At 39.5% G+C, this 23,251-nt stretch carries 27 protein-coding genes; 14 read left to right on the plus strand and 13 right to left on the minus strand.

Features of this window, described 5'->3' with window-relative positions; genetic code table 11:
- Positions 1-37: 37 nt before the first annotated feature.
- Positions 38-604, plus strand: a complete 567-nt coding sequence (locus tag DK924_RS01650) for a phosphoribosyltransferase (RefSeq protein ID WP_010387648.1) — start codon at positions 38-40, stop codon at positions 602-604.
- A gap of 49 nt (positions 605-653) precedes the next feature.
- Here DK924_RS01650 and DK924_RS01655 read toward each other — a convergent pair whose 3' ends face one another.
- Positions 654-1,310 (minus strand): Crp/Fnr family transcriptional regulator, encoded by a 657-nt coding sequence (locus DK924_RS01655; RefSeq protein ID WP_008111159.1) that lies wholly within the window; start codon positions 1,308-1,310, stop codon positions 654-656.
- A 274-nt stretch (positions 1,311-1,584) separates the two neighbouring features.
- Between DK924_RS01655 and DK924_RS01660 the strand changes: the two genes are divergently transcribed.
- Entirely contained in the window at positions 1,585-1,821 is a 237-nt protein-coding gene (locus DK924_RS01660; protein ID WP_010387650.1) for a YgjV family protein, read from the plus strand.
- A gap of 25 nt (positions 1,822-1,846) precedes the next feature.
- Here the strand turns inward: DK924_RS01660 and DK924_RS01665 are convergent, their stop codons facing one another.
- The gene (locus DK924_RS01665; protein ID WP_109874187.1) at positions 1,847-3,535 is read right to left on the minus strand and encodes an amidohydrolase; all 1,689 of its coding nucleotides are present in this window, start codon (positions 3,533-3,535) and stop codon (positions 1,847-1,849) included.
- 165 nt (positions 3,536-3,700) lie between these two features.
- Here DK924_RS01665 and DK924_RS01670 point away from each other — a divergent pair, with 165 nt between their 5' ends.
- Positions 3,701-4,192 (plus strand): energy transducer TonB, encoded by a 492-nt coding sequence (locus DK924_RS01670; protein WP_109874188.1) that lies wholly within the window; start codon positions 3,701-3,703, stop codon positions 4,190-4,192.
- A gap of 10 nt (positions 4,193-4,202) precedes the next feature.
- Here DK924_RS01670 and DK924_RS01675 read toward each other — a convergent pair whose 3' ends face one another.
- The 4 genes from DK924_RS01675 to DK924_RS01690 all read right to left on the minus strand — a co-directional run bounded on the left by DK924_RS01675 (position 4,203) and on the right by DK924_RS01690 (position 5,314).
- Positions 4,203-4,439: a calcium-binding protein gene (locus tag DK924_RS01675; protein ID WP_109874189.1), complete on the minus strand. Its 237-nt coding sequence runs from the start codon at positions 4,437-4,439 to the stop codon at positions 4,203-4,205.
- Between the two features lie 8 nt (positions 4,440-4,447).
- Positions 4,448-4,684, minus strand: coding sequence for an EF-hand domain-containing protein (locus tag DK924_RS01680; RefSeq protein WP_010387655.1), 237 nt, complete (start codon positions 4,682-4,684; stop codon positions 4,448-4,450).
- A 156-nt stretch (positions 4,685-4,840) separates the two neighbouring features.
- Entirely contained in the window at positions 4,841-5,068 is a 228-nt protein-coding gene (locus DK924_RS01685) for a hypothetical protein (protein WP_008111149.1), read from the minus strand.
- 12 nt (positions 5,069-5,080) lie between these two features.
- Complete coding sequence (locus tag DK924_RS01690; RefSeq protein ID WP_055012984.1) at positions 5,081-5,314, minus strand: EF-hand domain-containing protein; 234 nt, start codon at positions 5,312-5,314, stop codon at positions 5,081-5,083.
- Positions 5,315-5,618: 304 nt separating this feature from the next.
- Here DK924_RS01690 and DK924_RS01695 point away from each other — a divergent pair, with 304 nt between their 5' ends.
- Genes DK924_RS01695 through DK924_RS01715 form a run of 5 tightly spaced genes read left to right on the plus strand, consistent with a single transcriptional unit; the run spans position 5,619 to position 10,669 of the window.
- The gene (locus DK924_RS01695) at positions 5,619-7,073 is read left to right on the plus strand and encodes a HAMP domain-containing sensor histidine kinase (protein ID WP_109874190.1); all 1,455 of its coding nucleotides are present in this window, start codon (positions 5,619-5,621) and stop codon (positions 7,071-7,073) included.
- Position 7,074: 1 nt separating this feature from the next.
- Positions 7,075-7,608 carry a hypothetical protein gene (locus tag DK924_RS01700; protein WP_109874191.1) on the plus strand — a complete coding sequence of 178 codons (534 nt, stop codon included), beginning with the start codon at positions 7,075-7,077 and terminating at the stop codon, positions 7,606-7,608.
- A 2-nt stretch (positions 7,609-7,610) separates the two neighbouring features.
- Positions 7,611-8,960: a sigma 54-interacting transcriptional regulator gene (locus DK924_RS01705; RefSeq protein WP_054201833.1), complete on the plus strand. Its 1,350-nt coding sequence runs from the start codon at positions 7,611-7,613 to the stop codon at positions 8,958-8,960.
- 21 nt (positions 8,961-8,981) lie between these two features.
- Entirely contained in the window at positions 8,982-9,482 is a 501-nt protein-coding gene (locus DK924_RS01710) for a DUF1543 domain-containing protein (RefSeq protein WP_010387662.1), read from the plus strand.
- Positions 9,483-9,517: 35 nt separating this feature from the next.
- Positions 9,518-10,669, plus strand: coding sequence for a murein transglycosylase domain-containing protein (locus DK924_RS01715; protein ID WP_054201832.1), 1,152 nt, complete (start codon positions 9,518-9,520; stop codon positions 10,667-10,669).
- Positions 10,670-10,674: 5 nt separating this feature from the next.
- On the opposite strand, the gene DK924_RS01720 is transcribed toward DK924_RS01715, so the two are convergent.
- Positions 10,675-10,893 (minus strand): hypothetical protein, encoded by a 219-nt coding sequence (locus DK924_RS01720; RefSeq protein ID WP_076918363.1) that lies wholly within the window; start codon positions 10,891-10,893, stop codon positions 10,675-10,677.
- A gap of 135 nt (positions 10,894-11,028) precedes the next feature.
- Between DK924_RS01720 and DK924_RS01725 the strand changes: the two genes are divergently transcribed.
- Positions 11,029-12,282 carry a multifunctional CCA addition/repair protein gene (locus tag DK924_RS01725; RefSeq protein ID WP_109874192.1) on the plus strand — a complete coding sequence of 418 codons (1,254 nt, stop codon included), beginning with the start codon at positions 11,029-11,031 and terminating at the stop codon, positions 12,280-12,282.
- A gap of 41 nt (positions 12,283-12,323) precedes the next feature.
- On the opposite strand, the gene DK924_RS18810 is transcribed toward DK924_RS01725, so the two are convergent.
- The 5 genes from DK924_RS18810 to pdsR form a co-directional block, all read right to left on the minus strand.
- Positions 12,324-12,455, minus strand: coding sequence for a hypothetical protein (locus DK924_RS18810; RefSeq protein WP_258306396.1), 132 nt, complete (start codon positions 12,453-12,455; stop codon positions 12,324-12,326).
- A gap of 380 nt (positions 12,456-12,835) precedes the next feature.
- Entirely contained in the window at positions 12,836-13,039 is a 204-nt protein-coding gene (locus DK924_RS01730; RefSeq protein ID WP_054201830.1) for a helix-turn-helix transcriptional regulator, read from the minus strand.
- Complete coding sequence (locus tag DK924_RS01735; RefSeq protein ID WP_054201829.1) at positions 13,032-13,514, minus strand: hypothetical protein; 483 nt, start codon at positions 13,512-13,514, stop codon at positions 13,032-13,034. The genes DK924_RS01730 and DK924_RS01735 overlap by 8 nt, the downstream gene beginning before the upstream one ends.
- A 726-nt stretch (positions 13,515-14,240) precedes the next feature.
- Positions 14,241-16,376, minus strand: a complete 2,136-nt coding sequence (gene pdsS / locus DK924_RS01740; RefSeq protein ID WP_109874193.1) for a proteobacterial dedicated sortase system histidine kinase — start codon at positions 16,374-16,376, stop codon at positions 14,241-14,243.
- The gene (gene pdsR, locus DK924_RS01745) at positions 16,370-17,065 is read right to left on the minus strand and encodes a proteobacterial dedicated sortase system response regulator (protein WP_109874194.1); all 696 of its coding nucleotides are present in this window, start codon (positions 17,063-17,065) and stop codon (positions 16,370-16,372) included. The genes pdsS and pdsR overlap by 7 nt, the downstream gene beginning before the upstream one ends.
- Positions 17,066-17,291: 226 nt before the next feature.
- Here pdsR and pdsO point away from each other — a divergent pair, with 226 nt between their 5' ends.
- The 3 genes from pdsO to DK924_RS01765 are packed head-to-tail and all read left to right on the plus strand — an operon-like array spanning position 17,292 to position 20,646.
- Complete coding sequence (gene pdsO, locus DK924_RS01755) at positions 17,292-18,017, plus strand: sortase-associated OmpA-like protein PdsO (protein ID WP_109874196.1); 726 nt, start codon at positions 17,292-17,294, stop codon at positions 18,015-18,017.
- 26 nt (positions 18,018-18,043) lie between these two features.
- Positions 18,044-20,044 carry a marine proteobacterial sortase target protein gene (locus DK924_RS01760; RefSeq protein WP_109874197.1) on the plus strand — a complete coding sequence of 667 codons (2,001 nt, stop codon included), beginning with the start codon at positions 18,044-18,046 and terminating at the stop codon, positions 20,042-20,044.
- A complete protein-coding gene (locus DK924_RS01765) occupies positions 20,041-20,646 on the plus strand; it encodes a class GN sortase (RefSeq protein WP_109874198.1) in 606 nt (201 codons plus the stop codon). Before DK924_RS01760 ends, DK924_RS01765 begins: the two co-directional genes overlap by 4 nt.
- Here the strand turns inward: DK924_RS01765 and DK924_RS01770 are convergent.
- On the minus strand, positions 20,541-21,500 hold the full coding sequence (locus tag DK924_RS01770) for a DMT family transporter (RefSeq protein ID WP_096038709.1): 960 nt from the start codon (positions 21,498-21,500) through the stop codon (positions 20,541-20,543). The two genes, DK924_RS01765 and DK924_RS01770, sit on opposite strands and share 106 nt — an antisense overlap.
- Before the next feature lie 131 nt (positions 21,501-21,631).
- Here DK924_RS01770 and proB point away from each other — a divergent pair, with 131 nt between their 5' ends.
- Positions 21,632-22,735, plus strand: coding sequence for a glutamate 5-kinase (proB, locus tag DK924_RS01775; protein WP_109874199.1), 1,104 nt, complete (start codon positions 21,632-21,634; stop codon positions 22,733-22,735).
- 106 nt (positions 22,736-22,841) lie between these two features.
- Positions 22,842-23,201 (plus strand): glutathione S-transferase N-terminal domain-containing protein, encoded by a 360-nt coding sequence (locus DK924_RS01780; protein ID WP_008111110.1) that lies wholly within the window; start codon positions 22,842-22,844, stop codon positions 23,199-23,201.
- The last annotated feature ends 50 nt before the right edge of the window (positions 23,202-23,251 follow it).

Genomic DNA, 23,251 nt, shown 5'->3' on the forward strand with positions numbered 1-23,251 from the left:
TCGCTCAAATATTATACATACCACTGGGATCCTTACTATGTCAGAAAAGTGCTATATCACGGCTCAACAATTACTTGAAGATTCATTCCGCGTAGCGGCACAAGTGTATAAAGATGGCTTTCGTCCAGATTTTATTATTGGTATATGGCGCGGTGGTGCTCCAATCGGGATCGCAGTTCAAGAATATTATGATTACAAAGGCATAGAGACCGATCATATTGCGGTGCGTACGTCGTCTTATTACGGTATTGGCAAGCAATCAAAAGAAATCAAAGTACATGGTTTACACTACATTGTTGAAAACGCGAATGCGGGTGATTCATTATTGATTGTGGATGATGTGTTTGACTCAGGTCGAAGTATTGTGGCGCTAAAAGAGAAGCTTTCTGAACTAATGCGCTTAAACTTACCGAGTGATATTCGTATTGCTTGTCCATACTACAAGCCAAAAAACTCAAAAGTAGATACAGTGCCAGATTACTACATTCATGAGTCTGAAGAATGGTTAGTATTCCCGCATGAATTATCAGGGTTAACGCCGGATGAAATTATTGAAGGCAAATCTGATCTAGCTAAAATTCACGATATTTTACTTGAAAAATAAACGTGATTTTGCTCAATAAAAAAGGCCTTAATGGCCTTTTTTATTGTCTTTAAAGCTGTGCAAAGCTATCTACATAGTCACTGAGTTTAGGAATATCGACAGCTTGCAGCCCTTGAGTGCTTCGTTGCACTAGGTTTTTTTCTACTAACTCACTCACTACCCGTCGGTATGCACGTTCAGTGGTTGCAAAGCGCTCTGCTTCTGCATTTACCGTAGGATAAGCACGCAATAAAGTGGGGTTGTTATTCTCCGCACGCAATAAACAGTCTTTAGCAATGTTGTAGCTTAAGGGAAGTAACAGTTTATCTAAGTTAATCTTTTGATTTTCTTGAAACTTAGCTGCAATGGTTTGCGCTGTGTATAGGCTCAGTTCTGGTTTATCGAGCAATAATGAGCGCCAATGCTTTAGCTCAATAAGATTATACGTGACATCACTGAAGCAAGTTACTGTGTAAATACACGGGTTATTATTCAGTGCTTCAATTTCGCCAATCAAGGTGTTGTTACAGTCGAGCTGGCCAAGTAGTAGGCGTCGGCCATTTCCTACATCGTAACTAAACGATACAGTACCACTTCGCACCAATACCAGCTTGGTGAGTGGTTGGTCTTGCTGTATTAATATTTCTTTTTTTGATTGCTGATAACTACTGCCGGCAAATGTCAGCAGCTGTTCAACAAGGTAACTGGAAAAATGGTATTGAAACATCAATCATGCTCTTCGGACAATTGTCCTATTTATTACACCTTAATGACGATAGCATTAAGATTAAGAATTTACGCTAACTTACCCACGCCGTTATTTAATGGCGTTAAATGACCTTCATTCTACCGTGTAATGATTAAAAAATTGTGGGTAAAACCAGTATATTTTAAGGTTTTATTGGTAAGTTAGCTTTTTTATTTAAACTACTAAGCAGCAGTTTTTAATAATGTACTAAAATTTAGCTAGTAATATTAACCTAAAGCCTAGGAGAGAACAATTGAGTTGGGAATATTTAGGTTATTTAGCATCCGTTTTACTAGTTATTTCTTTGACCATGACCGATGTAACCAAACTGCGTTGGTTTAATTTATTGGGCTGTATTGCGTTTACTTTTTACGGTACAGCAATCGGTTCTGTACCGGTGGCATTTACTAATGGCTTGTTAGCTCTGGTCAATATATATCACATTATTAAGTTATATCGTCAGTCTAGGGCTGATACAAAAAAGGGTTAACTTTTAAGTTAACCCTTTTTTGTTTTTACTCAGGCTTTGTTGAATCTTTTTGGTAACGTAATTTACCTGCTATCCACGTTTGCAATACCTGAGTTTTATAAAGCTGCTCAATAGGCACTTTAAAGTAGTCTTGATCAACCAATATAAAGTCAGCCCATTTACCTTGCTCTAAACTACCTACTTTAAACTCTTGATGCGCTGCATACGCGCCGCCAAGGGTAAACGCACGTAATGCATCTTCTCTGCTCAATACCTCACTGGCGCGCCAACCGTTTTCAGGCAGTTGATTATGATCCATGCGCGTTATCGCAGAATATAAACCATCAAATGGGTTCGCTAGTTCGACAGGGTAATCAGACCCCGCCGCAATCGTTGAACCTTGGTCTAAAAATGTTTGCCAAGCATAAGCGCCTTGTAATTGTTTGTCGGTTAAACGCTGCTCAGCCATATGCATGTCTGATGTGGCATGCACAGGTTGCATAGATGGAATTATTTTCAGGGTTTTAAAGCGCGGGATATCCTCTGGCGAGACTATTTGTGCATGCTCCATACGATTGCGCAGTAGTATGCCACCGGTTTGTTTAAATACATTTTGATAGGCATCTAGCACAATTTTATTTGCTCTATCGCCAATTGCATGTGTGTTAGCGCTAAAACCATTTTTAAAAGTCAGGGTAAATAATTGCTCTAGCTTTTGTTGGGTTTCAAGCATAAGGCCAAAATGGTTGGCTCTATCAGCGTATTCTTCAATAAGTGCAGCACCACGTGACCCTAATGCCCCATCAGCATAAATTTTTACACTGCGGATAGATAAAAAGTCCTGCGCATCTTGATAACGACCGGCTTTAAGCATCATGTTTAAATCTGGGCTTGCTGCACTTAACATCGCTACAATTCTAAGCGGTAATGTGCCTAACTCGGTGCGTTGTTTGTAAACTTGCCATGTGGTTTTATCAATACCTGCATCATGAGTTGAGGTAATGCCTAGGCTTAGTAAGTGTTTACCTGCGGCATCTAATGCATTACTGACCGATTGTGCAGACGTTACAGGCATATGTTGAGTAATTAAGGTTTCTGCTTTATCAATAAAAATGCCGGTAGGTTTACCAAACTCACCTTTTATAATTTCTCCGCCAGCTGGGGCTGGTGTGTCAGCGTTAATATTGGCAAGTTCTAATGCTTTTGAGTTAACCCAAATGGCGTGACCATCTACTCGCGATAAAATAACAGGGCGATCGTTAACGACTTTGTCTAAGTCAGTGGCCGTAGGAAAGCGAGTATTTGACCATAGCTCTTGGTTCCAGCCTCGACCAATGATCCAACCTTCTTTACCTTTGGCAAATTCCTTGAGTTTAGCGGTTACTTCATCTACCGACTTTGCACCGCGCACATCAAGTTGCGACAAATTATTACCTAGCCCGATGACATGTCCATGCGCATCAATGAGTCCTGGGAGTAGAGTTTTGCCTTTCGCGTCAATTAGGGTTGCACCAGGAAAGCTATTTTTCAAGCTGTCTGGACCTGTTTTAACTACTTTACCATCTTTTATGACCAAGGTCGTAAACGTGTTTACTTCGCCATGGCGCATTTTTCCTTTATACAAAGGTGAGTAGCCATTAGCATTATAAATGACTTGAGTTTGTGCTATTGCCACGCTAGTGACGGCACAAAGGCTTGCTAGCAATATCGGTTTTATTAGTTTTTTCAGTTGCATAAGAGGCATGTTGTTATTTTTTGTACTATCACATTAGCAAACTCAAATTTAGAATACCAATATAGCGATTTTTTATTGATGTAATAGCGTACCTATAGTAGGTTAAACAGTGACCGTTTAAAAAATTAAAAATTTAAACTTAACTTTCAAGCATAAGGAAACGCTATGAAACCACTTTACCTCACAATTCCGTTAACATTACTTCTCTGCGCATGTAGTGCAACATCACCTGAGAATAAGGGTGTTGAAAAAATAGACTATATTGATTTGTCAAGCGCAGAACTTCGTGATTCGGGAAAAGATTACTGGAATATTTTTAAAAGAGTGGAGCCTTTATACCCCATTGAAGCTGCTAAAAAAGGGCTTGCAGGGTGTGTTGAGCTCGTAACTATGATTAATCAGGAAGGAAAGGCGCAAGGCTATAAAATACTTTCTTCATACCCTCAAAAGCTATTTGATAAAGCAGCCGCAAAATCCCTCAATTTATGGAAATGGCTTCCGGCTGAAAATAATAAAAATAAACAACCCATTCTTACGCACATTAGAATGGATTTTATGCTTGAATCTAAAGACGTTAGTAAAAAATATTTGAAAAACTGCCCCCCCACCGAAGAAAAATTTTTGGTAAAAGGAAAAGTATATAAACGTACTTTATAATATATTTTCTTTATTTACTGGCGTACAAGGTGTATTCACTTAGTGACAATTGTGCGTCTTTATCACGGTCATAACTACCAAAACGTGACCATAAAGCTGGATCACTGGCAGCTTCAGAACGAGTCAAAAAGCCATCTTGGTTGCGGTCAAGTTTTTCAAACTTTTCGGCAATATAACTGCTTGTTGCAAAACTCATACAGCTAAAAACAGTCAGTGTTAGTAAAATAATATTATGAAAAGGCTTCATATAAATGCTCAGTACAGGTTAGTGGTTAAGTAGTTTTTAAACTCAGTTAAAGAAATTCTGTTATCTTGATTTTCATCCCAATTTGAAAATGAGTTTAATAGCTGAGGCTGAGCAGCAAGCTCGCTATGGGTTAAATATCCATCATTATTTTTGTCCAAGTGGTCAAAGCGTTGCTTTACATCAAGTGCGAATGCACTTTGGCTGATAAAAAGTAAAGCACCAATAAAGGGAAGCAGTATTCTCATAGTTGGCGTTCCAAGGTGTATTTTAATTGCTGGCAGTATTGAAAGAAAGCACTTGCCATAATTTAACTCCCAACATTAAATCCGTTTACACACTCCCTCAGGGATTATGGCAAATGCTTTTAACTCTATAATATAAAACTTAACTTGAATCTAAACTTAAGGTTTAAAGTTTTCGAACTCTTTTTTAGAAATCATCTCGTTATTGTCTTTGTCTAAATCAGTAAACTGCTTAAGCAGCTGCTTATCTTGTTTGGCCTCAGTGAGCGATATTTGGCCGTCCATATTTTTATCTAAATGCATAAAACGTACATTTAACGACGATGCCAATGCCGTCGCGCTAATAGCTAAAAATAGTAGCGAAAAAGCACCAATTAATTGTTTCATAAATATACTCCTTTATTTTACAAACTGTTTAAATTCATCGAACGATAGTTGTCCGTCTTCATTCTTGTCTATTTGTGCAAAATTCTCATGCAGTAATGCATCTTCGCCTGCCTCTGCTTCGCTTAATGTACCGTTGCTGTCTTTATCTAGGCTGTAAAATGCTGTATTCACATCAAGCGCAAATATATGGCTACTCGTTAAACATAACGCTATTAAGGCAGTAGATTTTAAATAACCTTTAGTCATTCCTTGGCCTTTAAAAATTAATATTTATAAGCGTATTACAATTATAGTGCCAGCTTTAATTTTTATTAAAAATCAATGGTTTAATTTTTTAACTTGTTTTTAATGAGTAATATTTACCGACGGTTGTGTGTTTTATGCAACATTTTCTTAGTTAGAATTTTTTACTATTTTTAAATCAAGTGTTTAACTTGTCGCAATTATGCGACATTGCAACGTTTTTGCTCTCAAAAATGTATTTGGTTCAGCGAGTGTATAAGTTGAGCGCTTAATAATAGAGCGCTTAAAAGTAGTAAAGGATTAGTGTATGCCTGCAATCATGGCTGAAAAATATAAAGCATTGGTAAACTGGCGTCCTAATTTGATTGGCCAGTTTGTAATGAGTATGCTGTTGTCACTTTTGCCTTTGTCTATTGTGGTTATTGTATTTTTAAATGTATTAAATAAACAATTAGCGGTCACACAGCAAATTGTCAGTAATAACTATCAAGTAACCAAGTCGTTTAATGCACTTAAACAAGAGCTCAATAGTTTAGAAAGGGCAACAAGGCAAAACTGGGTTTTAAAAAGCGATTCACTCGATAAACTTATCGTGGATAAATGGCAGTCATCGCTGGACAATATAAATGAGCTTAAACAGCTTTCTAGCAGCCAACAAAGTACTCAACAATGGCAACGGTTAACAGATACGCTAAAAGCAGCGCATACCAAACTGGTGGTTGAAGCTCGTGAGCAAGCAGAGTTGTTTGTGCCAATTAGTGAAATACTGGCAGATCTAACAATGTGGTTGCGCGAAACCAATGAAGCCAAAATCACTCAAAACCAAATTAAACTGACAAATTTACAAGCCTCCTTTATAAACTGGTTAGTGGCACTTACGCCTTTAACCTTACTTGTTGGCGGTGGGTTTTTATGGCGGATAAGTGGCCGTTTAAAAGGTTTAACCTCCGTTATTGATAAATTAGGCCAAGGAGATTGGCAGCAAAAAATATCAGTGCAGGGATCAGCTGAACTCATTGAACTAGGTAACAAGTTGCAGTGGGTGCAAGCGCAATTGCATATGCTAGAGCAGCAAAAAGATACGTTTTTACGCCATGTTACTCACGAATTAAAAACGCCTTTGGCCTCTATGGTTGAGGGCACTGAGTTATTAGCCGATGAAATTGTTGGGCCAATTAATAATGAGCAAAAAGCAGTGCTTGGGTTAATCAGTCAATCTATGGTGAGATTACGCACTATGATAGACAGCTTGTTAAGCTATAACGCGATTCGAACTAGTAAAGATAATGTTAGTGAAGTGGAATTTAACCAGCTAATAAAAAAGGTAAGTAATCATTTTGAACATAGGTTAAATGCACGAGAGCAGTCGCTTATTTGGCACAATAGCTTACCGACAGTTGCACTTAATTTACCGAGAGAATTAATTGAAATGATTTTAATTCAGTTAATCTCTAATGGTTTAAAGTTTTCCCAATCAAATCAAGCAGTGTCGATTAGCTTAAGTTTAGAAAGTAATAGCTTAATTATACAGGTCGCTGATGAGGGCTGTGGTATTAAAGAGCATGAAAAAGAATATGTTTTTGGCGCTTTTTATCAAGGTAAACACAGTAAAGAGATTAGTCTTCAAGGCAGTGGTTTAGGCCTTACCATAGTAAAAGAGTCGGTTGAACAGTTACAGGGTAAGTTAACTATTGAGCATAATGAGCCGCAAGGCTGTCGATTTAACATTGTCATCCCCTATAAAAATAAAGGAGTTAAATAATATGTCTGCGCGTTTAATGGCTATTTTATGGCTAACCAGCAGTCTCGTTTTTTTATCTGGGTGTGAATTAACAAACACTCAAACACCAGCTAAACCTGAGCTAATAGCTCAAACTCAGCCCGATAATAAAAGCAACCAGCCCAATCCAAAGCCGCGGCCAAAACTAGATCTTATGTATCCGCCCGCAGCGCAAGTTATCGCATGGCATGCCCATCAGTGTGGTGGCTTTAAATTAACGCCTGACAATAAAACTTACCTAGGGGAGCAAGCACTTAAGGCATTTTTTAATACCGCATGCGTTAACCTTAGTCGCGACCCTGATACTGTTATGAGTCAATTGCTTAAGCTAGATCAGGCTTACTATTGGCCAGACGATATAAAACACTATTTATGGCTGCAAAAGCAGCAGGTATTAATGCAAATAAATGCAAAAAAACAACAACAAGCATTAAACGCTGAAATGCAAAAAACCTTATCGTCATTAGCTGCAATTGAAAAGCAACTTTTATTACGTGAAGAAACCAAGGAGCAGTAACTATGTCAGTCACACTTCCATCAAGCGCTAAAGTGTTACTCGTTGATGACGATGCCAGCTTACTGCAGTTACTGGCAATTCGAATTCAATCAAAAGGTTATGAAGTAACAACCTGTGATAGTGGCATGAATGCATTACAAATACTTAAAAGCCAAGTATTTGATGCGGTGATCACCGATTTAAGAATGGATGAAATGGATGGAATGGCACTGCACCGACAATTGCAAAGCCGCTACCCAGCACTACCTGTAATTATGATGACGGCTCATGGTTCAATTCCTGATGCGGTAGAGGCGACTAAGCAAGGTATTTTTGCCTTTATTACTAAGCCAGTTGATAAAGATGAGCTGTTCGATAGCTTAGCTAAAGCCATAGAAATACATGGGGTGAATAATGATGATATTACTCCGCAAAGCAATATTGTTACTCGCAGTGGCGCTATGCTGCATTTGCTAGAGCAAGTTAAATTACTAGGCCCTACTCAGGTAAATGTACTTATCTCTGGTGCTAGTGGTACGGGTAAGGAGCTGCTTGCACAGGCAATTCATCAGCACAGCCATGTTAGTGATGGCCCGTTTGTGGCTATTAACTGTGGTGCAGTCCCTGGAGAGTTATTAGAGTCGGAGTTATTTGGTCACAAAAAAGGCGCATTCACAGGAGCGGTAAAAGATCACCAAGGCCTGTTTCAGCAAGCACAAGGGGGGACCTTATTTCTAGATGAAATTGGTGATATGCCGCTAAATTTACAAGTTAAGTTATTACGCGTGCTGCAAGAAAAAACCATTCGCCCAGTCGGTTTTCAAGAAGAAATCCCCATTAATGTGCGAATTGTTTCAGCGACCCATAAAAACCTGCCTGAAGCTATTAGCAATCAAGAGTTTAGAGAAGATTTATATTATCGTTTAAACGTAGTAAACCTCAAACTTCCTCCGCTGCGAGAGCGCCGTGAAGATATTAGCTTATTAGCTAATTTTTTTAGCGCTAATATTGCAAAACGTATGGAGCAAAAAGAAAAACGTTTTGCAAACGATGCCATGCATGCATTGGTAAGGTATGATTGGCCTGGTAATATTCGTCAATTACAAAATGTGGTGGAGCAGGTGGTTGCCTTAACACCAAGTGACGTTATATCTGAACATTTAGTGCTTAGTGCGTTAAATAGCAATGAAAATAACGTTGAGCCACTTTCGCTTAACGACGCTAAAAAAGAGTTTGAGCGAGATTACGTTATCAATACCCTGAAAATGGCAGGGGGTAATGTGGCCGAAGGTGCCAAGCTTGCCAAGCGTAATCGTTCTGATTTTTATAAGCTGATTAAAAAGCATGAAATTGACGTAGATAGCTTAATGTAATTTTTAAAAAAGGAAGTGAGCATGCAGTTATTTATGGTGTATTTAGGTGGGCGTATTCAAGGTTGCCACATAGAAATGCATGACGTACGTTTTGTGGTAGGTCAAAACATTGAGCAAACTTATAGCAAGCTTAAAAGTCAGTGGGTAGGCGACAAAAATAGCGTACACATGGATAGCTACATGGCGGTTAATCACATTGATGGTTATAAAGTCGAGGTAGTTGATAGTTATGTAGAGCAAAATAAGCAGCTTTATTTTGTTAACTTAGGTGCTTACAGAAGCGACTCATTAGCAGAGCAACACGACTTTGCTTTGTATGTTGCCAGCAGTAGTGAAGAAGCAAAACAGCGCGCTAAAAATGATTTACTCGCAGGGCTTAGCCATCTACATAAAGATGATTTACATGACGTTGATGATTGCTTTGCTATCGACTTACTCGATAGCCAGCTTAATATTAAACTAACCCCAAGTGGTCAAGCACAAACAATTAAACCTGACTGGTTTGGTTATCATGTATTATAATAAATGAGGATTTATTAAGTTTATTAGGATGTTGTGTGAAAAAGTATGCGTTTATACTTTTGCTAGTTGGCTTAAGTGGCTGTAAATCACTGTCGGGTTTACCGCCCGTTGTTGATTTAAATAAACTGGTAAAGCAAGTAAAAAACGATCCTACTGACGTAGTTGCAATTCACAAGCAAGCACAAAAAACACACCGTTCTATTAAGGCACAGGTTGGTAGCGTAAAACAGCTTTTAGCCGCATTAGAAAGCGTTGTTGGGCGCAAGTGGGGTAAACAAAACACTCAGCAACCTAGTGCCAAAAAATACGTAAAATACAGTAATGATTACCAAGCTCGTGCCATTATTGATTTTGAGCAAGGCACTGTAAAAGTAGAAACCATCGCGTTAAAAAATACAATAAGCTTGTTACAGCAGGCTATTGTTATGACCTTACTGACCTCTAGCGATCCCGATAAAACCGATATTTTTACCAGCGAAGCGCCCATTTTAGAAGGCGAGCCGTTTTTATACCAACAAGTGCTCGATCAAGATAAGTTACCCATAAAATATAGCTGGCGTGCTAATCGATTTGCGCGTTATTTAGTAAATAATAACTTAAAAAAGCAACGTCAATATGGGCACGTTATTTCGTCGGTTAGTTTTGATTTAGTCGAGCAAAATGCCCATTTAAGAAAACAAAAATACAGTGACTATGTGCTTGCGGCTGCAAAAAAATATCAAATATCAGCAGCCCTTATTTATGCCATTATTGAAACCGAAAGTAGCTTTAATCCACATGCGGTAAGTTCATCTAATGCCTATGGATTAATGCAAGTGATCCCGGCTACCGCAGGGCGCGATGTATACCAAAAAATAAAAAAAGTACCTGGGCAACCAACCAAAGCAGTATTGTTTAATCCAAAATATAATATTGATATTGGCAGCGCCTATTTAAGTATTTTAAAAAATAACTATCTAAACAAAATTAGTACCGACAAAAGTAAGCACTTTGCCATGATCTCGTCTTATAACGGCGGGGCGGGTAATGTTCTGCGCATATTTAATAAAAATAGAAGTGTGGCGTTTTCACAAATAAATCAGCTTACTGCAAGCCAGTTTTATAATATTCTCACCACTAAGCACTCACGTGCGGAATCAAGACGCTATTTATACAAAGTCACTAAAGCAGAAAAAAACTATCAGTAACTTATTTACTCATCATTTTCTTGTTGTTCACTTTTGGCTGCCATTTTAAAGGCTATTATTACTAAGCCAAACATAGCAAATGGAATTGCAGCTAACAAATACTCAACCAAATGGCTATCTTGAAAATTAGCCTGTAGCAAGAAATGCCCTGCAACACACATAATAATAACCACCAAAAGGATGGGCAGTAACATAAGTTCTTTTTTTGCTGAGTGGTTTTTCATTCGCTGTTAGGTATTAAAAAATAATGCGCTATTGTAATGAGCTTAATAAAGCTTGGCAAACAACACAGATTTTTTAATGACTATTAGGTATGATTAACATCAAAGAAAAGCTTAAAAGTAGTGGTTGGGAATAAAGTGCAACAGAGTTTAAAGCAAGTTTACCTAGTGGGTGGAGCAGTGCGAGATAAACTGCTAAACATACAATCAAAAGATAATGACTATGTTGTTATTGGTGAAACGCCAGAGACAATGGAAGCACTCGGATTTTTACCCATTGGCAGCGATTTTCCGGTTTACTTACACCCAAACACTAAAGAAGAATATGCACTAGGGCGCACTGAGCGTAAAAGTGGTAAAGGTTATACCGGCTTTGTGGTGGATGCCAGCCCAAACGTAACCCTTGAAGAAGATTTAGCACGCCGAGATTTAACCATTAACTCTATGGCGCTAGACGAAAACGGCACTATTATTGATCCATTTAATGGTCAAGCTGATTTAAAAAATAAAATACTGCGTCACACCACTCAAGCATTTGTAGAAGACCCTGTTCGGGTATTGCGTATTGCTCGCTTTTTAGCGCGTTATGGTAGCGACTGGTCTATTCATCCAAGTACTACTGCATTAATGCATGAGCTTAAAAATAAAGGCGAGTTGGAACATCTAGTACCAGAGCGAGTCTGGCTTGAAACAGAAAAAGCGCTTGGCGAAAAACACCCTGAGCTTTATTTCCAAGCATTAGATGGGTTAGGTATTTTTCCTGAAATAGAACAGATGAAAAACACCCCGCAGCCGGCAAATCATCATCCCGAGGGCGATGTGTTTGTCCATACTATGCTAGTGCTTAGACGAGCAGCCGATTTAGGCTTTAACCTAGAAACGCGGTTTGCCGCCTTAACCCATGATTTTGGTAAAGCACTAAGCTATAAAAAACGCGGTAATTTACGCGGCCATGAACGTGAAGGGGTTGCTGTAGTTGAGGCCTTTTGTGAACGTTTAAAAGTGCCTAATCGCTTTCGTGATATAGGCGTGCTTACCAGTGATAACCATACCCTTTGCCACACGCTTGAACAGTTAAGACCGCAAACTATTCATAAATTAATCGTCACTAATTTAAATGCGCTAGTGCATCCAGAGCGTTTTATTGCCTTTACTCAAGCCTGCCAGTGTGATGCACAAGGACGAGGCGAAACGTTGGTGGATAAGCCCTATCCACAAGCCGCTAAATTACGTGCTATTCACAATGAACTACAAAAAATGGATAAAAAACAGATAGTGCAAGACGCGCTTAAAAGCGGCAAAAAGGGCCCCGAAATAGGCGAAACGGTCAAACAGGCAGAAATAGACTGCATTAAAGCGTTTTTAAGCGATGAGCCAAGTACGGTAAGCTAATTAGTGAAGATTAAATTAAGTACCGAGATACGCCTTATACCTTAAGAAGTGGTACTTTTTGAAGGTCTTTTACCTGAGTGTTGTGGTTTAGTTGCTTCAGGCTCAGCGTTTTTATCTGATTTATATAAACTAAAAATAAAGTCGAGTTCTTCTCGTTCAAGTGATGGCAACACGGCAAATCCTACTGCTGAATGAGTTAATATAGCGCCAGAGTATGTGAACCCGACTTAATTAAAAGTGAATGATTACAATTAATTAAATCGCAGTTGCTCATACCTTTAAAGCAACGACAAAACAATCATTAAACTCCCAAAAAAAGAGTTGGATAACATTCAAAAGCTCATTGTTAGATTAATATCGTAGAATCTAATAAGCTATTTAAGGAAAATCTGTAGCTGTTTCTTACCATCCTTAAATGAGCTCGACATTTGTTGCGGTTTATTTAAGGATGGTAAGGGAGCAATATTTAAAGGCTTTTTTCTATTAAAAGCACCTAACTCATAGCTATTTACTGTTGTTGAGAGCATCTTCAAAGTCTGTAGAGCCAGGAAGATTATTTTAAAGTAAATATTTGCTCTACAGAAATAGCGAAATAAGCCGCTATTTTTAGTGCAATAACCACCGACGGTGTAAAACGCCCGGTTTCTACTGTACTAATAGTTTTTCTAGAAACGCCTATGGCATCCGCTAACTCTTGCTGAGATATTTTATGCTGTAATCGAAGTTTGTGAATATGATTATCTAAATCTTCATTCATAAAGCTCTTCCTTGCCAAGTTGCCACAAAATTAATGTGCCATGTGTAGATGCTGCTAGGCAAAGCAATACTTGAAGTGCATCTGTGGGGTTGAAAGGGGCTATTAATTCCACAAACCACTTACTGTCGCCACTATATGCGAGAAATGCTCCGCCAATTACCATAATGTGACATGTAGCGCGCAGGCTGAGCGAACTAACATAATCCACATACTCGTCGTTAAATTTATATGTCCAGAAACCTAGTTTTGATATGTGCTTAGCAAACTTCATGGATTTAGTACCTAACACAAGAAAATAGATAAAACTCGCAAATAAAGTTAAATCTACTAGCAAATATATAACTGAATCGGTTTTGCTGATTACTGTTGAAAGCAGCTCTGCTAACAAGAAAAACGCTAGAGCAATACTGGCTTTTCCAGTAATTGTTAAATATTGCTGTTCTTGTTCTGGTAGTACTGATATTGATTTTGCCATCTGTTGTATATCCCTTTTTAGTGACGACCAAATAATGTCGCGTTGTGTTTACTCCACTTAAGGTTTTCATGTGATACCTAAACACACCATATGTAACCTTCAGGTATCAATGATACCCAAAGGTTACATAAAGGCAACCTTTTTTTATTTTTTACTTGGATTAAGTGATTATTGATTCAGTATTAAACTAATTCAGCCAGTAAAAACGCAAACTCGATTTAATTTTTTGGCAAGCCAAATCAGCCTTTCTCATCTACCACACCAAAATATTCCTGCTCAAGCGAAGATATCATCTATTCTACTGGTATGCGTTTAAGGGGAGGTAGGTAAAGTACATATGGTAAGCTTTAAAGTGTACGGTCAGTCTTTGCTTTTTCATCTTTTGCACTATTTAATACCAAGTTAAGAGAGTACTTATTTTTATGGTAAGTTTTTGTATGGTGTATGGGTACTAAATCGTTTGATATCTATAGGGTATGTATTTGTAATTTTATACATTGGTCATATTTACTTAATTTTAAAAGTTATCAACTAGTACTGTCATTAAACTTTTGTAAAATAATGTGTTACGTTTTTATGCCCGTTTAACTCACTATTTTTCTGCTTTGCTCGTTGCTTTACTAATGTTTTTAATCGGTAGGTATTAGGCTCTTAGATTTAATTTAATCTTATTAGCCAGCCCCGCTAAATCAAGCTAAAACTAATTAAGACTAAAAAATCATTTAACTAATTTGCTAACGGTAAACTCACAGTAAATACCACCCCATTACCTTGCTCATTATTGTGCGCCGTTACTGTACCTTTGTGGTAATCACACACCAGTCTGACAATATAAAGCCCTAAACCTAAATGCGGTTGTTGCTGCATTTGTTGGCTGCGCACCGATACCATAGAATCAAAAATATGTTCAGTAAGTCCCTCAGGCAATAAGGTACCTGTATTACTTACCGTTAAGGTTGCTTTGTTTTCATTTTGCTTAAGGCTGACTTCAATTGCTGTGTTAGCTTCACTAAATTCCAAGGCATTATTAATTAGCTTATCGAGCAGTTGCGCTATAAATTCAGGGGCACCTTGCATCAATAGTGTGCTTTGGCAAATGTTGAGTGTAAATAACTGGTTAGGATAAGTAAGTTGGTAGCCCTGCATACAGCCACTAATTACTTTTTGTAAATCAAACTGCTCTGGCTCATTGCTTTGAATACTTTGCTCAAGGCGGGTTGCCTCGCTCATGGTGGTAATTATTTTTCCTAAGCGCTCAACTCCTTCGCTAGCACGTTCAAGGTATTTTTGACTCAGTTCACTTTGCTGCAAGCTTTGTAAGTTTTCAAGAGATGAACGGACAACCGCAACCGGTGTGCGCAGCTCGTGAGATAAGCGCGACGACATATTTTCTAAATAATCGGTATAGCCACCAAGTCGGCTCACTATATTTGAAAAGCTACGCGACAGGTCGCCAATTTCGTCATTGGCATCGCTGTAATTTATATGACCTGTTACTCGTCCTTGCGCATCAATGGCTTGCTCTGCTGTGTCTCGTAGTCGTCTAATACGGCTCGATATACGCGAAGCAAAAAAGAACAAAGTGACTGTGCCAATTAACATGACCGCTAAAATCACATTAAATAGTTTTTCCAGCGATTTATTACGCAGTGTACGCACGCCATTGGTGGTTTCTTCAGCTATAACTGCCCCAATCACCTTATCCTCAATCCAAATAGGATACGCAGCCGATAATATCACCGCTTTGTTATCGGGAGTGAGCCGCCACGACGAGGCCGGTTGACCTTTCAGTGCTTTGGCTAAATGAGCGCCTTGCATTGAAGCTACATCGTGTAAGGTATCTATAAATTCATCTTCAGGACGGGTTAAAATTTTATAATACAAAGGATGTAAATAGGCCTGTTCAAAGCGCTGCCACGCAGTTTTTGGCGCTTGATTTTTTAGCCCATCGGCCCATACGCCATCGGCATTTTGAATACTGCCCGATTGCGCTAATACACGGTGATGATTATCGACCACCCATATGCGACTGCCGCTGTGGCCCATGCCTTTTAATATACGGTTTATTTCAGGGGAGGGCACCAGTACCGAGCCTAAATCATTTGGGTTATTTAAGTTCGATGTAGACATAATACTAGGGGATTGTTTTGGTTGTTTACTATCAACATCAGCAATGGCAAATCCCAGTTTATTGCCAAGCATACTCAAAGGAAAGCGCAGCTCAAGGTTGTAACCTGTTTCAGTTTGTTTAAAGAAACCCTGAATTTTAGTAAAAGGCATTTTACTGTTGGCATCAAATGCGTTGACCCAGCCATCTTGGCGCGGAGCAATAATATAAGTATTAAATTGTCCATCAGGGTTTTTTAGGCCAATTTTTACATAGTCATTATTGGTAATGCTGAGGCTGTTTTTAGCACGGTAAATTACAGTGTCATCTGTGACTTTAAATACAGCATATAAGTAATTATCAAACTTACCTACCATGTGGCTAAATGATAAGTTGCTCAGTTGATGGTTATCATTGGCTGTTTGTAAGTAGCGTTTGTCATAAAGCCAAAATAGCGATTGGTAAGCGTCCCAGTCGTTGAGTTTGCCATCTAGTTGAATTGGACTCTTTAAATTATAAGCATAGAGATCGCGGCCTTTTACAACTTGATCTAAAAAGTTGGTTTGTTCGTCAAATAAAGCGGGGCGTTCGTGCAGGGCCGTTGCCAGTGCGCGTGTAGTACCTACTAGCGTTTTTTCTTGGCCTTGGCGTAAAAACTTTTCCATTTCCCATACGTACTCGTAGCCTAACCATGGCAACAAAAACAAAAAGCACGAAAGTAAAATAAATTTACTGCGTAGGCCAAATCTTAGCATGTGGGTTGCTCCCACCTGTAACCCATGCCATACACGGTATCAATGCAGTCAAACTGGCTATCGAGTGCTATAAACTTTTTGCGAATGCGTTTTACATGCGAGGTAATGGTGCTGTCATCTACATAAATTTTAGCATCGCTCATTAACTCATTACGGCTTTTAACGTGGCCAGGTCGTTGGGCGAGTGAATGCAGCATCCAAAACTCAGTTACGGTTAAATCAACCAATTGTTGCTGCCAAAGCACCTGCATGCGTTGCGTATCGAGTGTTAGTTGACCACGAGTTATTAATGCATTGGCATCGGCGGGTTGCTCTAATGCTTCCATTCGGCGAAATAGCGCACCAATACGCGCGGCTAAATGCGCTAAGCTAATATCTTTGGTTAAGTAGTCATCGGCGCCCATGCGCAGGCCGCATACGGTGTCTATTTCGCTGTCGCGAGCGGTTAAAAAAATAATTGGTAAGGTTTTAGAAAGTGAACGCAAAGTTTGGCACAGTAAAAAGCCGCCATCTATTTCATGGCCTAAGCCAATATCAACAATGGCTAAATCGGGGAGTGCTTCTTTAAAAGCTACTTCTGCTTGAGGGCGGTTTTCATAACCACTTACCTGATAGCCTTGAGCGCTTAGCATTTCTATGTAGTTTTCGCGAATGGCAGTTTCATCTTCAACGATAGCTATTTTTTTCATTTTTTAATTACTCATATTGACTTAGGCGCACTATAGCGAAGTTTTTGCGCTAAGTACGGTTAAAAACACAATTGCCATTTTTTTGCCACAATTGCTCAGCAGTTTGCCATTTTTACTCCCCTTTATTGCCACTTCATGGTGTTTTAATAAAGCTATTGAAATTACCAATACAACGCAAGTGCCAACCAATAGCTTGCCAACCATTATTAATAGTAAGGAATAGACCATGAAGAAAACATTAATCGCACTTACACTTGTTAGCACTTTTTGTACGCCAGTATTTGCTGCGGATACCCCATCAAAAGAAGCAAAAAAAGAAACAATTGTTGGCCTGAGCACCGGTGCAATTATTGGTGGTGTTGTTGGTGGGCCAATCGGCGCGTTTGTAGGCGCATTTGCTGGTGGTTTGATTGGCGATGCCAAGGTAGCTGAGCAAACCATTGTTGAGCAGCAGCAAGCTTTAACTGTAATGACAGAGAAAACCAACGACTACCAGCACGTACTTAATCATAACAGTCACCTAGAGGCGCAACTTGAACTACTGGCGCAACAAAATGAGCAATTAACGCAATCGCAGCTTAATAATTTATTGGCGATGACAGTGCAATTTAAAACAGGCTCTAGCGCTATTGCTCCACATTTTGCCAAGCAGCTTGATCAATTAGTTGCGTTATTAAAAAGCCAACCGCAACTCGCGCTCGATTTAAGTGGCTTTGCCGATCAGCGCGGTGCAGAGCAAGCGAACTTATTACTTTCAAAAGCCAGAGTAAACGCCGTACAAAGTTACTTAATTAAACAGGGAGTTAGCCATACACGTTTAAGCACACAAGCATTTGGCGAGCAACAAAGCATAGCAAACAGTAACACCCTTGAAGATAACTTTTTTGACAGACGCGTTACCCTGACTACCCGTGCGCTTAATCAAACGACTGATCAAACAGCAAGCAATTAATCGCAAGGCGTTCGATGGAGTGATTTATGTTGAGTAAACCCACCAAAGTGCTTACCAAGGTAAGCCTTTTTATTTTTATTATCATCGTGCTTTTGGTCAGCTTTAAAAGCCATGCACAGTCGCCAAAACTATCCTTGTTTGATAGCCAAGGAGTGGCAGTAAATCCTGGGGTTATTTTAAAAAGCGATGCAAAAATGACCCTAACAGGGCTAATTAATCATGTTGTAGTAACGCAGCACTACATAAATGAAAACCCTTTTGCCGTGAATGCACGTTATGTTTTTCCTCTACCCGATGAAAGCGCCGTGCAAGCAATGACCATGCGTATTGGTGAGCGAGTTATCAAAGGTAAAATAGCAAAAAAACACCAAGCTGAAAAACAGTACCAAGCTGCCAAAAAAGCAGGCAAACAAGCTTCATTGCTGCGACAGCAGCGTGCAAATATGTTTATTACAAATGTGGCAAATGTAGGGCCAGGAGAAGAAATAGTTATTACGCTTGAGTATCAAGAGATTATTGATTACCAACACGGAACCTTTGCGATTCATTTTCCAACCACAATTACGCCACGCTATCATGCAATAACAGGAGAAGTTAACGATGAGCAAGGTAAGGATGCGGTAAAAAGCACTAATACACCTTCGTTCACTCCACAGGGGTGGTTAAGCCCTGTTTACACAAAACAAACCAATGAGGCGGCAAATGCCAGCGATTTAAGCTTAACAATTAACATGGATATAGGCTTAGAATTGGTTGATATAAACGCTAAGTACCATCAAGTTAATATTGAAAACCCTGCATTTGGGCAATACAGCATTGTGCTAAAACCACAGCAAGCCATAAATAAAGACTTTGTACTTGAGTTTAAGCCACTACAAATAGCGCAAGCGCAAGCTGCACTTTTTACTCAGCAAGCACAAAATGGTGAGCAGTATGCGTTAGCAATGCTAATGCCGCCAAGCGATAGTTTTACTCAATCTCAGCGTTTACCGCGTGAAATGGTGTTTGTAGTTGATACCTCGGGATCTATGCATGGGCAGTCTATTGAACAAGCTAAAAAAGCGCTGTTTTACGCATTATCATTATTAGATAGTGATGATAGCTTCAATATTGTCAGTTTTAATAATGAGGTTGCAGCCATGAGTGAGACCCCATTAATTGCCAGTGACTTCAATTTACGTCGCGCAGAGCGTTTTATTTATAACTTACAAGCCGATGGCGGAACTGAAATAAAAGGCGCACTTGATGCGGTACTTGATGGTACGCAGTTTGAAGGGTTTGTACGCCAAGTTGTATTTTTAACCGATGGTAGCGTAAGTAACGAAGATCAGTTATTTAAACATATTGCGCATACTTTAGGTGATAGCCGTTTATTTACTGTGGGCATTGGTAGTGCGCCTAACCGTTATTTTATGCGTCGTGCCGCTGATATAGGCAAGGGAACTTACACCTTTATAAGCAGTGCTCATGATGTGCAGCCGAAAATGCAGCAGTTGTTTGATAAACTTGCTCACCCGGCGATGACTAATTTAGCGTTAACAAATACAAATGGAGACAGCTTAGATTTTTGGCCCTCACCTTTGCCTGACCTATATTTTGCTGAGCCTATTATGGTGGCTATTAAATTAGACACTACCGATGCAATTACTTTTACGGGGCAAACTGCGCATGGGGAGTTTAAGGTTAAGCTTAATCCGCAAGCAAGTTCAAAAGCCACAGGAATTGATAAGCTCTGGGCACGTCAAAAAATAAAGTCGTTATTGTTATACAACCAACAAAGTGTTGTAAAACAGCAAGTGCAGCAGCTCGCGCTTGAGCATCAATTACTTAGCCCATTTACTGCGTTTATTGCCATAGAAGAGACGACCATAAAAGAAGTTGCTAAACAAAGCACACAAGTGGCTAATACTATGCCACAAGGAATGAGTATGCGCTTGCCGCAAACTGATGGGCAAAGCAAAATACATATTGTGTTTGGAGCATTACTACTTCTAGGTGGTCTTTTGTTAGTAAGGCGCTGTAAATGAAAAAATGGCTAAGCATAGGTTTACTTGCCTTAGGTTTGAGCTTGTTTGGCCATGGTGTATACATGCAGGCAAAGGCATGGCTTGCACAAGTGTTAATAGAGCAAGCTTGGCAAACGACCCTTAAATCGCCTAATAAAAAAATTAAGCCGTGGTTTTATGCTGATAGTTACCCAGTGGCAAAAATAATATGGCCAAAGCATAATAAACGACTAACCGTGCTTGATGGTGCAAGTGGTAGAAATTTAGCGTTTGCGCCGAGCCACTTTTTACCAGCAGGGGATTTAGGTGGGGCTGATTTTGGTAATTCGCAAGGAGCACTTATTGCTGGCCACAACGATACCCACTTTGCGTTTTTAAAAAACGCTAAAGTGGGGGAACAATTTTCTCTACAACTTAAAAATGGCCAAGTGCAGCATTATTCAGTAACACATGTTGAGGTAATTAATCAGTACAACACCGATTTTTTGCAGCAATCAGGGTTGTATTTATTAACCTGTTACCCTTTTGATTCACTGGCCTCGGGTACCGATTTAAGGTGGTTAGTGTCGGCAGAAATATCCTCACCAGAAGTTGAGTTAGGAATATCGACCACTAGTTCTTGATGGCGTTGGCTAATCATTACGCCTATAAACACCACAAATATGCTGATCCACTGGCCAAGAGTTAGTACTTCGTTGAGGATAATGGCTGACAAAATTAAAGTGAAAATAGGGATTAAATTAGAGTAAGCCGCGGCGGTTAATACCGACACTTTACTAATCGCATAGTTGTACATGCCGTACCCACCCAAAGTAACACAAGAGCCTAAGTACAATATGCTCATTAGTGCGGTTAAATCGTGTTGGTTTTCACTGGGTAGGTCAATAAACAGTAAAAACGGAGCAAAAAACAAACTACCACTCACGCCTTGCAGAGCAATCAATGTGAGTGGGGAATAACGGTTAGCTAAATGTTTTATACACACGGTATAAAATGCCGCGCACACCATGGCCATTAATTCTAAAAAATTTCCCAGTAATGGGTTTGGGGCTTGGCTTGAACTCGGTGAGAGCAAGGTAAGTAAAATACTGCCGCCAATACACAGCGTAAAACCCACTACAATAGCTCTACTAATATGCTCTTTGAGCATGAAAAACGCTAAAAATGCCACAATAATGGGTAAACAAGAAACAATCACCCCCGCCTGAGACGCTGAGGTATATTCCATTGCGTGGCCTTCAAATAAAAAGTACAAGCAAGGCTCTGCCAGCGACATGCCTAATAAGTACTTCCAATCGCCTTTTAAATATTCAAAGCGAATTACGTAACGCCATAAACATAACGAAATCAGTAAAGTGGTGAGCATACGTAAAAATATCACCAAGGCAGGGTCATAAATCGCAATCGCGTATTTAAGTGCAATAAAGGAGCTACCCCACAAAAAGGTGGCAATAATTAAACATAAACTGGCAGGCATAAGGTGTAATTTAATCGGTTGAATATAGTGCGATCCTAGCATGCAGAGGGGGTGATTGAATATTTTTTACTTGTTCAAAAATACCGAACTGGTATAAATAAATTCATCATTTATTGCGCTAAGTAAAAAACATGCAAAGGGATCAGGTCGTAGTTGTAAAGCTAGGTACAAGCGTACTCACTGGCGGTACCGATAAGTTAGACAAAGCACATATGGTGGAACTTGTTCGCCAATGCAGTGAGCTAAAAAAGCAAGGTCATCACGTTATTTTAGTATCAAGCGGTGCGGTTGCCGCAGGTCGCGAACAGCTATTAAAACCCTGTGGGCGCACATTAATAGACAAACAAATGTTGGCCGCCATTGGACAGGGGCAGCTCATTCATATTTGGCAAAGCTTATTTGCGTTGTATGGTATTAACGTCGGGCAAATGCTACTAACGCGCGCGGATGTTGACGACAGAGAGCGCTATTTAAATGCACGCGATACCCTCAATGCCCTATTAAATTACGATGTAGTGCCGATCATTAATGAAAATGACGCAGTTGCTACTAGCGAAATAAAAGTAGGTGACAACGATAACTTGTCGGCATTGGTGGCTATTTTAGCCAATGCCGATAAATTGCTGCTACTGACCGACCAACAAGGGTTATTCACCAGCGATCCGCGCACCGACATTAACGCCACCTTGATTGACGAAGTTACTCATATTAATGATGAGTTACGCCAACTTGCGGGTGGCAGCGGTACGAACCTAGGCACAGGGGGTATGGCAACCAAATTACAGGCCGCAGATATTGCCAGAAGAGCTGGGGTTGAGGTGATTATTGCCAAAGGCGCTGATGAAAATGTGATTTTAAAATGCATGAGCGAGCAATTACCAGGCACCCGTTTTTTAAAACTTACCGCGCCTAAAGATGGTCGAAAAAAATGGTTATTGGCAGGGCCTAAAAGTAGTGGCCAAATTTTAATTGATGCCGGTGCGGTGCATGCATTGCAATCTAAGGGGGCTAGTTTACTTGCTAAAGGTATTACGCGTGCAATAGGTGAATTTGAACGTGGAGATTTAATTAACTTAATTGATGTAAACCAGCAAATTATTGCACGGGGGTTAACGCGCTTTAGCCATCTTGAAATCGATAAAATAAAAGGCGCACATTCTAATCAAATCAGCCAGTTACTTGATTACGATAGCGGCGTGGAAGTGCTACACAGAGATGATATGGTGGTGTTGTAATTAAGCACTTTTTTAACGATATAGCGCAACGTATAATCCGCTTATAGTGTTGCGCTTTTTTGTGTTAAAATCTTGCACCTTAAATTTGTTGTAAAGAGTATTGAAGATGAAATTAGTTCGCTGGGTTTTAGGTTGTATCATCTTATTTTTTAATTTTGTTTTTACGCCGCGTAGCAAAAAACGTGATCCGCAAGAGCAAACTAAGCTTGATCAGCAAACCGCACAATTTAAGCTCTATCAATTCAAAGCATGCCCTTTTTGTGTAAAAGTGCGCCGTTCAATTAAGCGTGAAGGCTTAAAAATTGAAACACGCGATGCAAAAAATGATGAGCAATACCGCCAAGAGCTATTAGAGCAAGGCGGAAAAGTTAAAGTACCTTGTTTACGTATTGAGCAAGATGGCCAAGTAAAATGGCTTTATGAATCAAACGATATTATTGCTTACTTAAACAAAGTAGCCGCTTAAAATATTTATTGGTATTTCATACCATCTCACTTATTAAAAGAGACATTACC

It is taken from the genome of Pseudoalteromonas sp. meg-B1 (genome assembly GCF_003173795.1).
GTDB lineage: Bacteria > Pseudomonadota > Gammaproteobacteria > Enterobacterales > Alteromonadaceae > Pseudoalteromonas > Pseudoalteromonas undina.

Coding starts and splice junctions, on each gene's coding strand:
- DK924_RS01770 (WP_096038709.1), bottom strand. CDS start 21,500: ATGCCTGCCAGTTTATGTTTAATTATTGCCACCTTTTTGTGGGGTAGC.
- DK924_RS01720 (WP_076918363.1), bottom strand. CDS start 10,893: ATGAAAAACCACTCAGCAAAAAAAGAACTTATGTTACTGCCCATCCTT.
- DK924_RS01655 (WP_008111159.1), bottom strand. CDS start 1,310: ATGTTTCAATACCATTTTTCCAGTTACCTTGTTGAACAGCTGCTGACA.
- DK924_RS01730 (WP_054201830.1), bottom strand. CDS start 13,039: ATGAATGAAGATTTAGATAATCATATTCACAAACTTCGATTACAGCAT.
- pdsS (WP_109874193.1), bottom strand. CDS start 16,376: ATGCTAAGATTTGGCCTACGCAGTAAATTTATTTTACTTTCGTGCTTT.
- DK924_RS01650 (WP_010387648.1), top strand. CDS start 38: ATGTCAGAAAAGTGCTATATCACGGCTCAACAATTACTTGAAGATTCA.
- DK924_RS01670 (WP_109874188.1), top strand. CDS start 3,701: ATGAAACCACTTTACCTCACAATTCCGTTAACATTACTTCTCTGCGCA.
- DK924_RS01705 (WP_054201833.1), top strand. CDS start 7,611: ATGTCAGTCACACTTCCATCAAGCGCTAAAGTGTTACTCGTTGATGAC.
- DK924_RS01760 (WP_109874197.1), top strand. CDS start 18,044: ATGTTGAGTAAACCCACCAAAGTGCTTACCAAGGTAAGCCTTTTTATT.
- DK924_RS01665 (WP_109874187.1), bottom strand. CDS start 3,535: ATGCAACTGAAAAAACTAATAAAACCGATATTGCTAGCAAGCCTTTGT.
- pdsR (WP_109874194.1), bottom strand. CDS start 17,065: ATGAAAAAAATAGCTATCGTTGAAGATGAAACTGCCATTCGCGAAAAC.
- pdsO (WP_109874196.1), top strand. CDS start 17,292: ATGAAGAAAACATTAATCGCACTTACACTTGTTAGCACTTTTTGTACG.
- DK924_RS01700 (WP_109874191.1), top strand. CDS start 7,075: ATGTCTGCGCGTTTAATGGCTATTTTATGGCTAACCAGCAGTCTCGTT.
- DK924_RS01710 (WP_010387662.1), top strand. CDS start 8,982: ATGCAGTTATTTATGGTGTATTTAGGTGGGCGTATTCAAGGTTGCCAC.
- proB (WP_109874199.1), top strand. CDS start 21,632: ATGCAAAGGGATCAGGTCGTAGTTGTAAAGCTAGGTACAAGCGTACTC.
- DK924_RS01765 (WP_109874198.1), top strand. CDS start 20,041: ATGAAAAAATGGCTAAGCATAGGTTTACTTGCCTTAGGTTTGAGCTTG.
- DK924_RS01695 (WP_109874190.1), top strand. CDS start 5,619: ATGCCTGCAATCATGGCTGAAAAATATAAAGCATTGGTAAACTGGCGT.
- DK924_RS01690 (WP_055012984.1), bottom strand. CDS start 5,314: ATGACTAAAGGTTATTTAAAATCTACTGCCTTAATAGCGTTATGTTTA.
- DK924_RS01675 (WP_109874189.1), bottom strand. CDS start 4,439: ATGAAGCCTTTTCATAATATTATTTTACTAACACTGACTGTTTTTAGC.
- DK924_RS01735 (WP_054201829.1), bottom strand. CDS start 13,514: ATGGCAAAATCAATATCAGTACTACCAGAACAAGAACAGCAATATTTA.
- DK924_RS01780 (WP_008111110.1), top strand. CDS start 22,842: ATGAAATTAGTTCGCTGGGTTTTAGGTTGTATCATCTTATTTTTTAAT.
- DK924_RS01685 (WP_008111149.1), bottom strand. CDS start 5,068: ATGAAACAATTAATTGGTGCTTTTTCGCTACTATTTTTAGCTATTAGC.
- DK924_RS01680 (WP_010387655.1), bottom strand. CDS start 4,684: ATGAGAATACTGCTTCCCTTTATTGGTGCTTTACTTTTTATCAGCCAA.